Source organism: Pseudomonas sp. NPDC090203 (genome assembly GCF_044746765.1).
Lineage (GTDB): Bacteria > Pseudomonadota > Gammaproteobacteria > Pseudomonadales > Pseudomonadaceae > Aquipseudomonas > Aquipseudomonas putida_AD.
The window spans coordinates 15,792-29,932 of sequence record NZ_JBIVCV010000004.1 but is presented as its reverse complement, the minus strand read 5'-3'; the positions used below and the strand labels follow the sequence as shown (position 1 = coordinate 29,932).

At 63.6% G+C, this 14,141-nt stretch carries 13 protein-coding genes; 8 read left to right on the top strand and 5 right to left on the bottom strand.

Features of this window, described 5'->3' with window-relative positions; all coding sequences use genetic code 11:
- Positions 1–10: 10 nt before the first annotated feature.
- Positions 11–877 carry an aldo/keto reductase family oxidoreductase gene (locus ACIPO9_RS07995; protein WP_274131317.1) on the bottom strand — a complete coding sequence of 289 codons (867 nt, stop codon included), beginning with the start codon at positions 875–877 and terminating at the stop codon, positions 11–13.
- 111 nt (positions 878–988) lie between these two features.
- Here ACIPO9_RS07995 and ACIPO9_RS07990 point away from each other — a divergent pair, with 111 nt between their 5' ends.
- The 4 genes from ACIPO9_RS07990 (at position 989) to ACIPO9_RS07975 (ending at position 4,409) form a co-directional block, all read left to right on the top strand.
- On the top strand, positions 989–1,894 hold the full coding sequence (locus ACIPO9_RS07990) for a LysR family transcriptional regulator (protein ID WP_274131318.1): 906 nt from the start codon (positions 989–991) through the stop codon (positions 1,892–1,894).
- Positions 1,895–2,005: 111 nt separating this feature from the next.
- A complete protein-coding gene (locus tag ACIPO9_RS07985) occupies positions 2,006–2,716 on the top strand; it encodes an ATP-binding cassette domain-containing protein (RefSeq protein WP_274131319.1) in 711 nt (236 codons plus the stop codon).
- Complete coding sequence (locus tag ACIPO9_RS07980; RefSeq protein ID WP_400779910.1) at positions 2,713–3,504, top strand: ABC transporter permease; 792 nt, start codon at positions 2,713–2,715, stop codon at positions 3,502–3,504. The genes ACIPO9_RS07985 and ACIPO9_RS07980 overlap by 4 nt, the downstream gene beginning before the upstream one ends.
- Positions 3,501–4,409: a LysR family transcriptional regulator gene (locus tag ACIPO9_RS07975; protein ID WP_400779908.1), complete on the top strand. Its 909-nt coding sequence runs from the start codon at positions 3,501–3,503 to the stop codon at positions 4,407–4,409. The genes ACIPO9_RS07980 and ACIPO9_RS07975 overlap by 4 nt, the downstream gene beginning before the upstream one ends.
- On the opposite strand, the gene ACIPO9_RS07970 is transcribed toward ACIPO9_RS07975, so the two are convergent.
- On the bottom strand, positions 4,395–5,171 hold the full coding sequence (locus ACIPO9_RS07970; RefSeq protein WP_400779906.1) for a substrate-binding domain-containing protein: 777 nt from the start codon (positions 5,169–5,171) through the stop codon (positions 4,395–4,397). The genes ACIPO9_RS07975 and ACIPO9_RS07970 overlap by 15 nt on opposite strands.
- A 31-nt stretch (positions 5,172–5,202) precedes the next feature.
- Positions 5,203–6,504, bottom strand: a complete 1,302-nt coding sequence (locus ACIPO9_RS07965) for an MFS transporter (protein ID WP_400779905.1) — start codon at positions 6,502–6,504, stop codon at positions 5,203–5,205.
- Between the two features lie 308 nt (positions 6,505–6,812).
- Between ACIPO9_RS07965 and ACIPO9_RS07960 the strand changes: the two genes are divergently transcribed.
- Both ACIPO9_RS07960 and ACIPO9_RS07955 read left to right on the top strand, forming a co-directional pair.
- Entirely contained in the window at positions 6,813–9,170 is a 2,358-nt protein-coding gene (locus tag ACIPO9_RS07960; RefSeq protein ID WP_274131324.1) for an EAL domain-containing protein, read from the top strand.
- Complete coding sequence (locus ACIPO9_RS07955) at positions 9,158–10,048, top strand: phosphate/phosphite/phosphonate ABC transporter substrate-binding protein (protein WP_274131325.1); 891 nt, start codon at positions 9,158–9,160, stop codon at positions 10,046–10,048. Before ACIPO9_RS07960 ends, ACIPO9_RS07955 begins: the two co-directional genes overlap by 13 nt.
- Here the strand turns inward: ACIPO9_RS07955 and mug are convergent.
- On the bottom strand, positions 10,042–10,569 hold the full coding sequence (mug, locus tag ACIPO9_RS07950) for a G/U mismatch-specific DNA glycosylase (RefSeq protein ID WP_400780511.1): 528 nt from the start codon (positions 10,567–10,569) through the stop codon (positions 10,042–10,044). The two genes, ACIPO9_RS07955 and mug, sit on opposite strands and share 7 nt — an antisense overlap.
- Positions 10,562–11,185, bottom strand: a complete 624-nt coding sequence (locus tag ACIPO9_RS07945) for a TetR/AcrR family transcriptional regulator (protein WP_274131428.1) — start codon at positions 11,183–11,185, stop codon at positions 10,562–10,564. The genes mug and ACIPO9_RS07945 overlap by 8 nt, the downstream gene beginning before the upstream one ends.
- A 308-nt stretch (positions 11,186–11,493) precedes the next feature.
- On the opposite strand from ACIPO9_RS07945, the gene ACIPO9_RS07940 reads away from it, so the two are divergent.
- Together ACIPO9_RS07940 and ACIPO9_RS07935 are read left to right on the top strand one after the other, a co-directional pair.
- Complete coding sequence (locus ACIPO9_RS07940) at positions 11,494–12,639, top strand: HlyD family secretion protein (protein ID WP_400779903.1); 1,146 nt, start codon at positions 11,494–11,496, stop codon at positions 12,637–12,639.
- Positions 12,636–14,135, top strand: coding sequence for an MFS transporter (locus tag ACIPO9_RS07935; RefSeq protein WP_400779901.1), 1,500 nt, complete (start codon positions 12,636–12,638; stop codon positions 14,133–14,135). The genes ACIPO9_RS07940 and ACIPO9_RS07935 overlap by 4 nt, the downstream gene beginning before the upstream one ends.
- Positions 14,136–14,141: the final 6 nt, after the last annotated feature.

Genomic DNA, 14,141 nt, shown 5'->3' with positions numbered 1-14,141 from the left:
AGCGGTCCCGTCACCCGGCCACGCCGTCCAGCTCCGCCAGCAGCCCGGGCGGAATCTCCAACCCGGCAGCGCTTGAGTTTTCACGCAGGTGCGCCACCGATGACGTGCCCGGAATCAGCAGGATGTTGGGTGAGCGTTGCAGCAGCCAGGCCAGTGCCACGCACAGCTGCGACGCGCCCATGCGGCTTGCGACGCTGGCCAGCACCTGGGATTGCAGCGGGGTGAAGCCACCCAGCGGAAAGAACGGCACGTAGGCGATGCCCTGCCTGGCCAGTTCGGCAATCAATGACTCGTCGTCGCGATGGGACAGGTTGTAGTGGTTCTGCACGCAGACGACCCTGGCGATACCCTGAGCTTCTTTCAACTGCGCCGATGTCACGTTGCTCAACCCCAGATGGCGGATCAGCCCCTGATGTTGCAACTCCGCCAGCGCAGTGAACGACTCCTCGATGGACTCCTCTCCCGGCGAATGCATGTTGCCCCATGCCCGCAGATTGACCACGTCCAGTACATCCAGCCCCAGGTTGCGCAGGTTGTCATGCACCGCTTGCGTCAATTCGGCCGGGCTGTGGGCCGGATTCCATGAAGCGTCGTCGCCGCGCCGGGCGCCGACCTTGGTGACCAGGGTCAGGTCGTCGGCATAGGGGTGCAGGGCCTGGCGAATCAGGCGATTGGTGACGTGGGGGCCATAGAAATCCGAGGTGTCGATGTGGTTCACGCCCAGGGCCACGGCTTCACGCAGCACCGCGACCGCGGCATCGGGGTCCTTGGGCGGGCCGAACACGCCGGGGCCAGCCAGTTGCATCGCGCCGTAACCCAGACGATTGACGATCCGGTCGCCAATGGAAAACGTACCTGCCTTGCTGGCTTCGCTCATGTCGGTTGCCTCCTGAAAGTGAGTTCGATCACTTTAGACGTTGACCACTGCATTGATAATCAGGTGCAATCGGCACAGGCTGTACGAAAATTCGAACAATGGCATCGGACAATGGCAGCAGACATTCAGGATTTGTTGGCCTTCGTGGCCGTGGTCAAAGCGGGCGGCTTTCGCGAAGGTGCCCGCGCCAGCGGCAAATCGGCTTCCAGCCTGAGTGACGCGCTGCGCCGGCTGGAAGCGAGCCTGGGCGTGCGCCTGCTCAACCGCACCACCCGCAGCGTGGTGCCGACCGAAGCGGGCACGCGCTTGATGGAGCGTATCGTTCCGGCGCTGGGCGAAGTGGAGTCGGCGCTGGACGTGGTCAACGACTTTCGCGACCGCCCCTCCGGCACACTCAAACTCAACGTTCCGGCCAGCGCGGCGCGGCTGGTATTGCCGGGCATCATCACGCCCTTCCTCAAGGCTCATCCCGATATCCGTCTGGAAATCACCGTCGAGGAAAGCTTCGTCGATATGCTCGCCGCAGGCTGCGACGCGGGCATCCGCTACGACGAGCGCCTGGAACAGGACATGATCGCCGTGCCCATCGGGCCGCGGTGGCAGCGCTTCGCCACCGCGGCCGCCCCGGGCTACCTTGACGCCCGGGGCCGGCCCGCCCATCCGGTCGAGCTGCTCGAACACGCGTGCCTGCGTGGCAAGTTCGCCAGCGGCAACATGCCGGTCTGGGAATACGAGCGTGACGGCCAGGTGATCCGCGTCGATCCTGCCGGGCCGCTGCTGGTCAACATCGCAGGCGGCGTCGATCTGGCGGTGCAGGCGGCGGTGGACGGACTGGGCGTGGTCCATCTGTTCGAAGACTGGCTGCGCCCGCATCTGGAGAGCGGCGCGCTGGAGCCGATCCTGGAGCCCTGGTGGCAGAATTTCAGCGGGCCGTTTCTGTATTACCCGGGGCGGCGCTATCTGCCATCGCCGCTGCGGGCGTTCGTGGAGTTCATCAAGGCGACAAGCCACCCGTAGGTTCGGCTCGCGTGTGCAGCAGCTCTGCCGAAACATGGGGCTTGTGGTGAACCGACATCCGCTGGGCAATAATGCAGGGCGTTTTCGCCTGTTCGTCCATAAGGAATCACCGTGTCGTCGAGTGCCTCCCCCACTCCCCCGTCCACCGGGCCTTTGCTGGAAACCCGGCGCCTGGGCCGCCTTGATCCGGGCGGCGTGGTCGAACTGCTCAAGCCCACGGACTTTGTCCTGACGCCCGGCGCACAAATCGCGATCACCGGCGCATCCGGCTCGGGCAAGAGCGTTTTCCTGCGGGCCCTGGCACTGCTCGACGCACCCGCCACCGGCCAGATGCTGTGGCACGGCAAGCCGATTCCCAGTGAGATGATTCCCCATTACCGCACCTGCGTGTCTTACCTCGCGCAACGCCCGGCGCTGGTCGAGGGATCGGTACTGGACAACCTGCAATTTCCCTACACCCTCAAGAGCCTGCGCCAGCGCCGCTTCAATCTGCCGAAAGCCACTGAACTGCTGGCCCAGGCGGGCAAGGAACCTGCGTTTCTGCAAAAGAGCGCGCAGGACCTGTCAGGCGGCGAGTCGCAGATCGTCGCGCTGGTCCGCACCCTGCAACTGGAACCGCAGGTGATGCTGTTCGATGAACCGACCTCGGCGCTGGACCCGCAATCGGCATCCGCCGTCGAGCATCTGGTGCGTCACTGGTTCGATGCGGACACATCACGGGCCTATATCTGGGTGTCTCACGACCCCGCGCAGGCGCGGCGCATGAGCACCCGCCACCTGACGATGGACAAGGGTGTGCTGCAACTGGAGCCGCAGCGATGAACTACCAGAACCTCTCCGCTTTCGATCTGTGCATCGCCGCCTCGCTGATCCTGATCAACGGCGCGCTGTCAGTGCTGCTCAAGCTCGATCTGGAACGCAAGCTGCTCTGGGCTTCGGTGCGCACGGTGGTGCAACTGCTGGCCGTCGGTTACCTGCTGGGCTGGGTGTTCGCCAATGCCCACTGGTACGTGGTGCTGCCACTGATGTGCCTGATGACACTGATCGCCGGGGTCTCGGCCGCAGGCCGGGGCAAGCGCACCTACGCCGGGCAGTTGGTCGACAGCGTGATGGCGGTGTGGAGCAGTTCGTGGCTGGTGAGCGCCATCGGGCTGTTCGTGATTATCCGCATCCGCCCCTGGTACGAACCGCAATACGCGATTCCGATCCTGGGGATGATCCTGGGCAACACCCTGACGGCGGTGTCGCTGGGCATCGAGCGCATGACCTCGGAACTCACCTCGGGGCGCAACACCATCGAGATGATCCTGGCCCTGGGCGGCACCCGTTGGGAGGCGGCGCAGTCGGCGGCCCGGCAAGCGGTCCGGGCCGGGATGATGCCGACGCTGAACCAGATGACCGTGGTCGGCATCGTCAGCCTGCCGGGCATGATGACCGGTCAGGTGCTGGCCGGGGAAAACCCGGTGGACGCCGTGCGCTACCAGATCGTGATCATGTTCCTGATTGCCGCAGGCTCGGCGCTGGGGACCGTGGGCGCGGTCATGCTGACGTTCCGCCGGCTGTTCTCGGCCGATCACCGTTTCATGATCCACAAGTTGGTGGCGCGATGAGTATCAACTTCGACCTCAATGACTTGCAGGCCTTTCGCGCAGTGGTCGAAAACGGCAGTTTCCGCAAGGCAGCTGACGCGATCCGCATCACCCAGCCAGCGCTCAGCCGCCGTATCGAAAAACTCGAATCGGCGCTCAACGTGAAGCTGTTCGAGCGCACCACGCGCAAGGTCAGCCTGACCAGCGTGGGCCTTGCATTTCTGCCTCAGGTCGAACGCATGCTCGACGATCTGGACATTGCCCTGATGAGCATCAGCGAAGTGGCGTCCACCCGCATGGGCAGCGTGACCATCGCCTGCGTGCCGTCGGCGGCTTACTACTTCATGCCCCAGGTCATCAGCGCCTTTCACCGGCTGTATCCCAAGATCAGGGTCAGGGTGCTCGACGCCAGCGCCAACGAGGTCAACAGCGCCGTGGCCTCGGGCGATGCGGATTTTGGCGTGAGTTTCAGTGGCACCCTGGCCGCCGAAGTGGATTTCGAACTGTTGCTGCAGGAACGCTACGTCGTCGCCTGTCGCCGTGACCATCCACTGGCGAGCCGCGAACAGGTCAGTTGGGAGGAGATGTATGAGCACGACTACATCAGCCTCGACAAAACCTCGGGCAACCGCCTGGTGCTGGATCAGGCCTTGATGCGCCTGCATCCGAAGAGGCCGAGCATCTGCGAGACGCGTCATGTCACGACAATGATCGGCCTGGTGGAAGCGGGTCTGGGGGTGGCGGCGGTGCCGTCGATAGCGATGCCGGCGGCGCCTCACCCGATCCTGGTGAGCGTGCCGCTGATCGAACCCGAAGTGCTGCGCAACGTCGGGCTGATCAAGCGCCGCGGACGTACTCTGACGCCCGCGGCCATCGAGCTGGAAAAACTGGTCAGGGACATGCCGATCCGTTCAGCGGGGCACTGAGTCCAGCCCCGTGGCCTGGACCACCGGCTGCGCCTTGGGTGATGCCAGGTATTCGAGCAACGCCCTGGCCTGCTGCGGGTGCTCGGCATTGCTCGGAATGCCGGCGGCGAAGCGGGTCACGGACTGGACGTTTTCCGGAAGCTTGCCGACGTAGGTCACGCCCGGCACCGGCAGCAATTCGGAAACCTGCTGCAAGCCCACTTCGTATTCGCCATTGGCAACGACCGAGGCCACCGGAATGCGCTCGATCATCTTGCCCTTGGGTCCGGCCTGATCCTGGATGCCCAGTTTCCTGAACAGTTCTTTTTCGACGTACACCCCACTGGCGCTGTCGGAATAGGCGACGGACCGGGCCTTGAGCAGCACCTCCTTGAGCTGGGCATCGGTGCCAATGGCAGGCTTGGCCGCGCCCTGCCTGACCACCAGGCCGATCCGCGAGTCGGCCAGCTCCACCCGGGAGGCCGGATCGACCTTGCCTTGCTTGATCAATTCATCCAGCGCATAACCGACCATGATCACCACATCGGCGTGCTCGCCCCGGGCCAGTCGGTTGGGAATCGCTTCAGGGGCCTTGCCCATCGACGGGCCGAGGATGGTTTGCAAGGTGTCGCCGCTTTCGGCCGCGTATTGCGGGCCGAGTTGTTTATAGGCAGCGGTGAAGCCGCCAGAGGTCATCACCTTGAGTTCCTCGGCCTGAGCCAACGAGCTCAACGCCAGGCAGCCCAGACTCCACGCAGCCAGGTGTTTGAACAGTGCATTCATGACAAATCCTTATTGTTGTGGGTGTTGCGGATCAGACCGCCAATTGCGCGCGGGCCGAAAGATTGCGGTACAGCACCAGGGTTGCGCACAGCGCACAGATGGCAGCGAAGGTCATCCAGTAGGCAGGCGCGGCCTTGTCGCCGGTCAGGTGGATCAGCCAGGTCGAGACTGCCGGGGTGAAGCCGCCGAACACTGCAGTTGCCAGGCTATAGGCCAGGGAAAAACCGGCGACACGCACCTCGACCGGCATGATCTCGGTCAGCGCCGGAATCATCGCGCCGTTGTACAGGCCATAGAGGCACGAGAACCACAGCAGCACTTCGAGCATGTGGCTGAAGCTCGGCGCCTGGGCGAGGAACGACAGCGCCGGATAAGCCGTGAAGATCGTCAATACAGTCATCGCCACCAGCAGCGGCTTGCGGCCAAAGCGGTCACTCAAGGCGCCGCCAATCGGCAGCCAGATGAAGTTGGACACCCCCACCAGCAGCGTCACCAGCAGGGCATCGGCGGTGCTCAGGTTGAGCACGGTCTTGCCGAAGGTCGGTGCGTACACCGTAATCAGGTAGAACGCAGTGGTGGTCATCGCCACCATGAGCATCCCGGCGAGCACCACACCCCAGTTCTGCAGCAAGGTGGTGAAGACCTGCTTCATGGTCGGACGATGGGCGCGGGCGGCAAATTCTTCAGTCTCCTGTAGGTTGCGGCGCAGCACGAAGATAAAGGGCACGATCAGGCACCCGACAGCGAACGGAATACGCCATCCCCAGTCGGCTACGGCGGCAGGCGCCATCCACTGGTTGAGCGCGTAGCCCAGGGCCGCAGCGACCACGATTGCTACCTGCTGGCTGCCCGATTGCCAACTGGTGTAGAAGCCCTTGCGCCCCGGCGTGGCCATTTCCGCCAGATACACCGACACACCGCCCAGCTCGGCGCCCGCCGAGAAGCCCTGCAGCAGGCGCCCCAGCAACACCAGTGCAGGTGCCCACAGGCCGATGCTGGCGTAACCGGGCACCAGCACGATCAACAAGGTGCCGCTGGCCATGATCGACAGGGTCACGATCAAGCCCTTGCGCCGCCCCACGTCGTCGATGTACGCCCCCAGGATCACTGCGCCCAGCGGACGCATCAGAAAGCCTGCGCCGAACACGGCGAAAGTCATCATCAGCGAGGCAAATTCGCTCGATGCAGGAAAGAAGACGGCTGCGATCTGGGTGGCGTAGAAGCCAAAGAGGAAGAAATCGAATTGTTCGAGGAAGTTGCCCGACGTGACGCGAAAAACGGCACCGGCTTTGGATGAGGCGGACGAAGGCCGCGAATGGGGTAAACCATGCATGAGTGTTCTCCAGCGATCTTGTTGACGTGCCTTGCGGCGCTTTTTATGGGCTGGAGTTTGCTGGACACAATTTGAAACGATAAGTGCTATGTTTTCATCGATTGATGCATAACGCTTATCAATGCACGTAGGAGCGCGCTTGCCCGCGATTGCGATCTGCCTGTGATGAATCTGGTTGTTGACACACCGCGGTCGCGGGCAAGCGCGCTCCTACAAACAGTGGTGATGCGGGCGAGACATCCACCGGTCATGAATCAGTCACAAAGCAGTATTATTCTGCCATCACTTTGCGGCAGGAAATTCCAGCAGTGATCCGCCGATCTTTCTCCTCCTTAAGCTTTCTTCAAGTGTTGCTCATGACGCTCTGCGCCGCGACGCTGGTGTTTCTCTGGGCGCTGTATTTCCAGCAGAAAGCCACCTCGCGCCATGAAGCGCTGGCCGCCAAGGCCGCCGAGCACCTGAATCTTGCGACCATCGCCGCAGAAAACCTGCGTCAACTGGTGGACCGTGCCCAGGCCATCGGCCGGGTCACGCGCGGTGACATGGAGGACCTGGGCCAGCGCCATCGCGGGCTGGTGCGCATGCTCGCCGAGGATCCGGTGTTCAAACGCATGAGCCTGTACGAGAACGACGGCAGCCTAGTGTCCGCCAGCCATCTGGATGAGCCCCATCAACTGCCGGCGCAGTGGCTCGATCAGTTGCAGGCCCACGAGCAGCGCTACGGTTTCAAGGCGCTGCTGCCGGGCCTGTCGCCTGGGCAAAACAACACGCTGATGCCTAACTGGCGGCTGCCGTTTCTGCTGCCGCTGGTGGATTCCGCCACCGGCAGTCGCAACAGTGTGCTGGTGGTGCAACTGGACGTGGGTTACATCGCAGCCTTGTTCGAGCACATCGACCTGGGCCAGAGCGGCATGATGCGCCTGCTCGACGGCGAGGGGCATGAACGCCTGCGCATCAACAACAGCGGCGTGGTGGTGTCTGGCACCCCGCTTGCGCCGGAGCTTGCAAGCGATGGTGAAAACAACGGCGCGCTCACCCAGCAGGCTGGCGATGCCCTGTTCCAGAGCATGTACCTGCGCGTGCCGCAGCGTGGCTTCAGTGTGGTGGTGAGCCAGTCCTTGGATGAAATCCTCGCCTCCTCGCGCCTGACCTATCAGCGCCAGCTGTGGCTGAACCTGTGCATGACGCTGCTGATTCTCGGCAGCCTGGTCTGGACCCTGCGCGTGTTGCGCAAGCGTCAGGAAGCCTTCAACGCATTGGAGCAGGCCCAGCAACTCAACCAAGGGCTGATCGGCCGGCTGGAAGAAGAGCACCGCCGCAGCAGTCACGCCGCCGCCACCGATCATCTGAGCGGCCTGCACAATCGTCGGCAGTTTCTGGAAGTCGCCGCACGCACCCTGTCGTCCCAGCGCGGCAAACGCCGGCTGATGGCGATTCTGTTCATCGACATGGACCGTTTCAAATCGATCAACGATTCCCTCGGCCACAAGGTCGGCGACATGCTCCTGCAAGCGGTCGCGGGACGGATCAAACGGATGCTGGAGCCGGACGACGAGGCCGCACGCTTTGGCGGTGACGAATTCGTGGTGCTGCTGGCCGGTGAACGTACCGAGGAGCAGATCGATGCCTGGGTCCGCGCGCTGGTGCAGAAACTCTCGGCGATCTACTCGCTCAACGAGCACGAGCTGACCACCAGCCCCAGCGTGGGCGTGAGCATCTGCCCGCGGGACGGCCAGGATGTCGAAGACCTGATCCGCAGCGCCGACGCCGCCATGTATTCGGCCAAGCGCGCAGGCCGTGGGCAGTATCGTTTCTTCGACCCGTCGCTGAACGTTGCCGACGTCGAGGAATTCATTCTTGAACAGGCCTTCGGCAGCGCGTTGAGGGAGCGTCAGTTCGTCCTGCATTACCAGCCGCAGGTCCGCCTGGACACCATGCTGGTGGACGGTTACGAGGCGCTGGTGCGCTGGGAGCACCCCGAATTCGGCCTGCTGTACCCGGACCGTTTCATCTCCCTGGCCGAGCGCAGCGGCTTCATCATCGCCCTGGGCTGGGAAGTGCTGCGCCTGGCCTGTGAAACCCTGGCTTTGTGGCGTTCCGAAGGGCGGACGCTGCGTCTGGCGGTGAACGTCTCGGCGCTGCAACTGCACCAGGCTGATTTCAGCGACCGGGTGCTGGCCAAGCTGACGCACCATGGCCTGGCCCCCCATGACATGGAACTTGAAATCACCGAGACCACCCTCCTGGACCAGGAAGGCCGGGCAATCGAGCACCTGCGTCGGCTGCGCGAGGCCGGCATGAACATCAGCCTGGACGACTTCGGCAAGGGTTACGCCGGCTTCGCCCACCTGCAATCGCTGCCGCTGACCAAGCTGAAAATCGACCGCACGCTGATCGCGCCGCTGTCCAACAGCCCGGATGACAGCCCCATCGTCTCCTCCACCATCATCCTGGCCAAGCGCCTGGGGCTGGAAGTGGTGGCCGAGGGCGTGGAAACCCGCGAGCAGGTGGTGTGCCTGAAGCTGGCCGGTTGCGATGTTGCGCAGGGGTATCACTTCAGCCGGCCGCTGTCGGCGGCGCAACTGACCGAATATCCGCCCTTCGCCAACGCGGCGGCGTCCCCTACGACCTACACGGATGTGGCCCAGAAAGTATGCGTGCCGTAAAACGTTTATTCCTGCTGCTGGCAGTCTTGATGTTCAACGCGGTGGTGGCGGCAGAAGGCGTTGACGCCGCCTGCACCCAGCACAGTCTGCGCATCGCCGTGATCCCGAAAAAGAGCATGGAAGAACTGCTCAAGGAGCATCGGTCGCTGACCGAACGGCTGACCCGCGCGACTGGGATTCCAGTGGAAATCGTGCCCTCCTCGTCCTATGAAAGCGTGGTCGATGCCATCGTTTCCGGCGGCGTGGATATCGCCTGGCTGGGGCCTGCGTCCTACGTCATCGCCCACCAGCGTGACCCGCGCATCGAACCCTTCGCCAGCCTGACCATCAGCCACGGCTTCTTCACCCCCGCCGGGCATCACTATCAGGCGCTGTTACTGGTGCGCAGCGAAACCGCCAAGGCCATCCCCGACCTGCGCGGCAAGCGCGTGGCCCTGACCGATCCGGCGAGCACTTCCGGCAGCGTGGTGCCCAACGCCGAGTTCTCGGCACTGCTGGGCGAGCCGCTGGGGCAGTTTTTCGGCTCGATCGTCTATGCGGGCTCACATGACAAATCCCTGGACGCGCTGCTGGCGCGCAAGGTGGACGCCGCCTTCGTGTCCAGCGTCAGGGCCGACGAGTACCTGACCAACGGCCTGATCTCGCGCGACACCTTCAAGGTGCTGTGGCGCTCGGAGCCGATCTACTACGACCCGTTCGTGTTCAGCGGCACCCTGTGCCCGGCGATCAAGGAACAGGTGCGCAACGCCATGCTCAACGATCAGGCGGGCCTGGCGCAGTTCCTCAAGTCACAGGAAGCCTCCGGGATCGTGCCGGTGGATCACGCCGCCTACGCACCGCTGCTGGGCAAGATGCAGGCAGCGCCTGCGGCTCAGTAAGCGGCGTCACCTTCACCGAGGGTCGCCAGGTACAACTGGCGATACGCACTGACCAGTTGCTCTTGGGAAAACGCCAGGTTGCGCCCACTCGGGTTGGGCAGGATCCACACCTGACGACGGCCGAAAGTCGCCGCCTGACGCCCCCAGGCCAGGTCCTTGCGAGCGGACAATCCGGCGTACGCCGCCTTGCCCAGAAACGCCACGAAGCGCGGGGCATAGCGCTCTATCTTGCGCTCGAATCCAGCAGCCGCCAGTTTGAATTCCTGCTGCGACAGTTGGTCGGCACGCGCGGTCGGGCGATCCACTACGGCGGTCAAGCCACAGCGATATTGCAGGATCGTGTGATCGTCCTCCGGGCGCAGCTCATCGGGGGTGAATCCGGCAAGGTGCAGGGTGCGCCAGAAGCGGTTGCCCCGGCCCGCAAAATGGTGCCCTTGCGCCGCCGCTGTCATGCCGGGATTGATACCGCAGAACAGCACATCGAGCTGCCCGGCGATGATGTCTTGCAGACCTTCAGCCACAGATGACATTGACCGCACTGCGCGCAAGTTCGGTCAGCTCCTCACGGGGCTTGCCAGCCCGGGCGCGGATGGAAATGCTGTGCAGCATGGCCGAAGCCAGCACCGCCAGCGCCGCAGGATCGGCGTCTGCGTTCAGTTCACCAGCCTGGACCGCCGTGCGCAGGCGTGCTTCCAGATCCCGATCGAGCCTGCTCAACCGGTCCGCCAGCAACTCGCGAATCTCGGCATGCTCCACCGCCTCGGCCGTCGCGGTGCCGATGGCGAAGCAACCCCGCGGCTGGCCTTCGCCGGAATAGTAGATCGACAATTGTCCCTCGTAGAACCGCATCAGCGCCTGTTGCAAGGTGAGGTCAGGGCTGGTCAGAGCCAGGTGCATGTCGGCGGCTGCCTGATCCCAGTACTGCTCCAGTGCCTTGAGGTACAGCGCGTGCTTGTCGCCGAACGCCGCGTACAGGCTCGGGCGATTCATCCCCGCCGCCGCTGCGATGCTGTCCAGTGACGAGCCCGAGAACCCGGTGCTCCAGAACACCCCGAGGGCCTGGTTCAGCGCGGTTTCAGGGTCGTAGGCGCGAGGTCGGCCGCGGCCTTTTGCACCCTCGATCTTTTTTTGTGCCATGTCGTATAAAAACCCTTGCAGCGGAATGGAAGTGGTCATATTCTTACACCATCGCACAAAAATCAGAAACCAGAAATTTCTGAGTCTGCAAAAGAAGTCGCCGGGCTCGATCCGAGTGTCACGGCAGCGAAACAGGTGCGCTGGAGCCACCCTCCACGCCCAGGTCTGTTTTCAGTGAGAGAGGCTTGACTGGCCGCAGAACCTGGCCAGTCAGACCCGGCTCAAGTCCTCACAACCCTCAATGACATCAGGGCCTCCAGCCTCGGCTGGAACGTACCCGGCTACCCGGCTAACAGGTGAATTGGATCATGACCAGACAGTTCGACACGACAGCAACCCCCGCCACCGCGCAACCGGGCGCTGCCTCGCCGGCGACCACCCCCGCTGCCCCGGCGCAGAAACCGTTGAAGGCAAGACTGCGCCCCTGGCTGATGATCGGCGTGCCGCTGATCGCGGCGGTCGTCGGTATTGCCCACTACAGTGCCACGGCGACCATCGTTTCTACCGACAACGCCTACGCCCGGATCGCCAAGACCGCGATCAACGCCCGGGTGTCCGGCCAGGTGGTGGAGATCTCGGTTGAAGACAATCAGTGGGTGCGCAAGGGCCAGATGCTGTACCGCATCAATCCCGAGCCGTTCCAGATCGCGGTGAACCGCGCCGACGCCCAGTTGAGCGTGGCGCGCCTGCGCATCGACAGCCTCAAGGCCAGCTATCGCCAGCAGCAGGCCGAATTGCAGTCGGCGCGGGAACAGGCGGATTTCGACCAGAAAGAGTTCAGCCGCAAGAAAGCTCTGGTCGCTACCGACTTCGTGTCCCGGGCGGTCTTCGAGCGCGCCGAAACTGACCTCAAGGTGTCCCGCCAGCGCGTCGTCTCCATCGAGCAACAGATCGCCAACACCGTCGTGGCCCTGAACGGCGACGCCAACGTCGAGGTCGACAGCCACCCCAGTGTTCGCGAAGCCCGCGCCCAACTCGATGAAGCGAAGCTGTGGCTGTCCTACGCCACGGTCTATGCTCCAGAAGACGGCATCGTGGCCAAGGTCGACGACCTGCAGGTCGGCAACTTCGTCAACAACGGTGCGCCGACCTTCGCCCTGCTGTCGGACAGGCACATCTGGGTGGAAGCCAACTTCCGCGAAACCGAAGTCACCCACATGCGCGTCGGCCAGTCCGCCAACATCAGCATCGATACCTACCCAGGGCAGGTGTTCAAGGCGCATGTGGTCAGCATGAGCCCTGGCGCCGGCTCGGACTTCTCCCTGCTGCCGCCGGAAAACGCCACCGGCAACTGGGTCAAGGTGGTGCAGCGTGTACCGGTGCGGCTGGAGCTGGATGCGACTGACGCCGAACACCCGCTGTACTCGGGCATCAGCGCCACGGTCAGGGTCGATACCGGGGTCAGCACCGCCTGGTGGACGCCGTTCAAGACCTTCATGAGTGCCAGTCGATGAACGCCGCCACTGCGGCCTGGCCGGCGCTGTCCGGGGCGCGCCCGTTGCGCTACGCGGCGCTGCTCGCCACCTACATCCAGTCGATGAACGTCTCGCTGCCCAACGCCGCGCTGCGTTTCATTCAGGCCGGCACCTCGATGACCGACGACCAGGCAGGCTGGATCTTCACCTCCTATCTGGCCGCCACGGCCATCAGCATGCCGGTTGCCGGCTGGCTGGCGGCACGCTTTGGCTTGAAGACTGTTTATCAGGCCTCTCTGGTGCTGTTCGTCTTCGGCCTGTGGCTGGCGACCTGCGCCATCACCCCCGAGCAGTACATGGGCGCGCGTATCGTGCAGGGCATCGCCGCCGGGATCATTGCCCCGCTGTCGATGGGCATTGCCCTGGAAACCTTGCCTGCGGCGGTCCGGCCCAAGTTCGGCGTGACCTACGGCGCCATGGTCTTGCTGGGGATCGTGACCGGCCCCGCCATTGGCGGGCTGGTGGTCGAGTATCACGGCTGGCATGCGCTGTCGTACCTGAGCATGCCGCTGGCCGCACTGATCGGCCTGGTGGTTGCCTGCTGCCTTGAGAACAAACCGGCAGGCGCGACGCCCGCGTTCGACTTCTTCGGCTACGCGACCTTCACCACCGCAGTGATCGCCCTGCAAATCCTGCTCGACCGGGGTGAGCGCATGGAGTGGTTCGAATCGAGGGAAATCTGCATCGAAGCGCTGGTGTCGGCATTGGCCTTCTACCTGTTCCTGACCCACATCTTTACGGCCAGGACGCACTTTCTCGGCAAGCATCTGTTTCGCGATCGCAACTACGTGCTCTCGACCATCATGTTCTTCGCCTTCGGTTTCGTGTTGTTGCCGACCCTGGCGCTGACCTCGCCGATGCTCGACGAGATCCTCGGTTACCCGCCGATCCTGACCGGCTACATGACCATTCCTCGCGGGGTGGGCCTGGTCGGTGCGTTCCTCTTGGCCAGCCGGCTTCCGGCGTCCATCGACAACCGGCTGGTGATCGTGGTCGGCATGCTGGTCGTGATCTACGCCAATAGCTCGATGCTCGGCTATTCGCCGCTCATGGACTGGACGCCCGTGGCCCTGGCCGGGTTCATCCAGGGCGTGGGCATGGGCATCCTGATGCCGGCCATCAGCAAGATGGCATTCAGCACCCTTGACCCGAAATTTCGCCCGGAAGGCACAGGGTTTTTCAACCTGTCGCGGGTGTACGGCAGCACGCTGGGCATCGCCATCGTGCAGACGTATTTCTACAACAACACCCAAGCGATGCATGTGGCGCTGGCCAGTCATCTGCGGCCGTCCAACGCCACCCTGCATTCGCTGACAGCATCGACGCCGCTGCAAGGCATCGCGCACCTCAATGAAATGCTCACCGGCCAGGCGGCCTTCATCGCCGTGGTTGACCAGTTCAAGATCCTGATGCTGGCCATGGTGGTGGTACTTCCGCTGGTTGTCTTTCTTCGCAAACCCGGTTCGGCCAATTGATTCGCC

What these genes read in the sequence shown, in the direction of transcription:
- ACIPO9_RS07995 (WP_274131317.1), bottom strand. Translation starts at nt 877, where the DNA reads ATGAGCGAAGCCAGCAAGGCAGGTACGTTTTCCATTGGCGACCGGATC.
- ACIPO9_RS07990 (WP_274131318.1), top strand. Translation starts at nt 989, where the DNA reads ATGGCAGCAGACATTCAGGATTTGTTGGCCTTCGTGGCCGTGGTCAAA.
- ACIPO9_RS07980 (WP_400779910.1), top strand. Translation starts at nt 2,713, where the DNA reads ATGAACTACCAGAACCTCTCCGCTTTCGATCTGTGCATCGCCGCCTCG.
- ACIPO9_RS07975 (WP_400779908.1), top strand. Translation starts at nt 3,501, where the DNA reads ATGAGTATCAACTTCGACCTCAATGACTTGCAGGCCTTTCGCGCAGTG.
- ACIPO9_RS07970 (WP_400779906.1), bottom strand. Translation starts at nt 5,171, where the DNA reads ATGAATGCACTGTTCAAACACCTGGCTGCGTGGAGTCTGGGCTGCCTG.
- ACIPO9_RS07965 (WP_400779905.1), bottom strand. Translation starts at nt 6,504, where the DNA reads ATGCATGGTTTACCCCATTCGCGGCCTTCGTCCGCCTCATCCAAAGCC.
- ACIPO9_RS07955 (WP_274131325.1), top strand. Translation starts at nt 9,158, where the DNA reads ATGCGTGCCGTAAAACGTTTATTCCTGCTGCTGGCAGTCTTGATGTTC.
- ACIPO9_RS07945 (WP_274131428.1), bottom strand. Translation starts at nt 11,185, where the DNA reads ATGGCACAAAAAAAGATCGAGGGTGCAAAAGGCCGCGGCCGACCTCGC.
- ACIPO9_RS07940 (WP_400779903.1), top strand. Translation starts at nt 11,494, where the DNA reads ATGACCAGACAGTTCGACACGACAGCAACCCCCGCCACCGCGCAACCG.
- ACIPO9_RS07935 (WP_400779901.1), top strand. Translation starts at nt 12,636, where the DNA reads ATGAACGCCGCCACTGCGGCCTGGCCGGCGCTGTCCGGGGCGCGCCCG.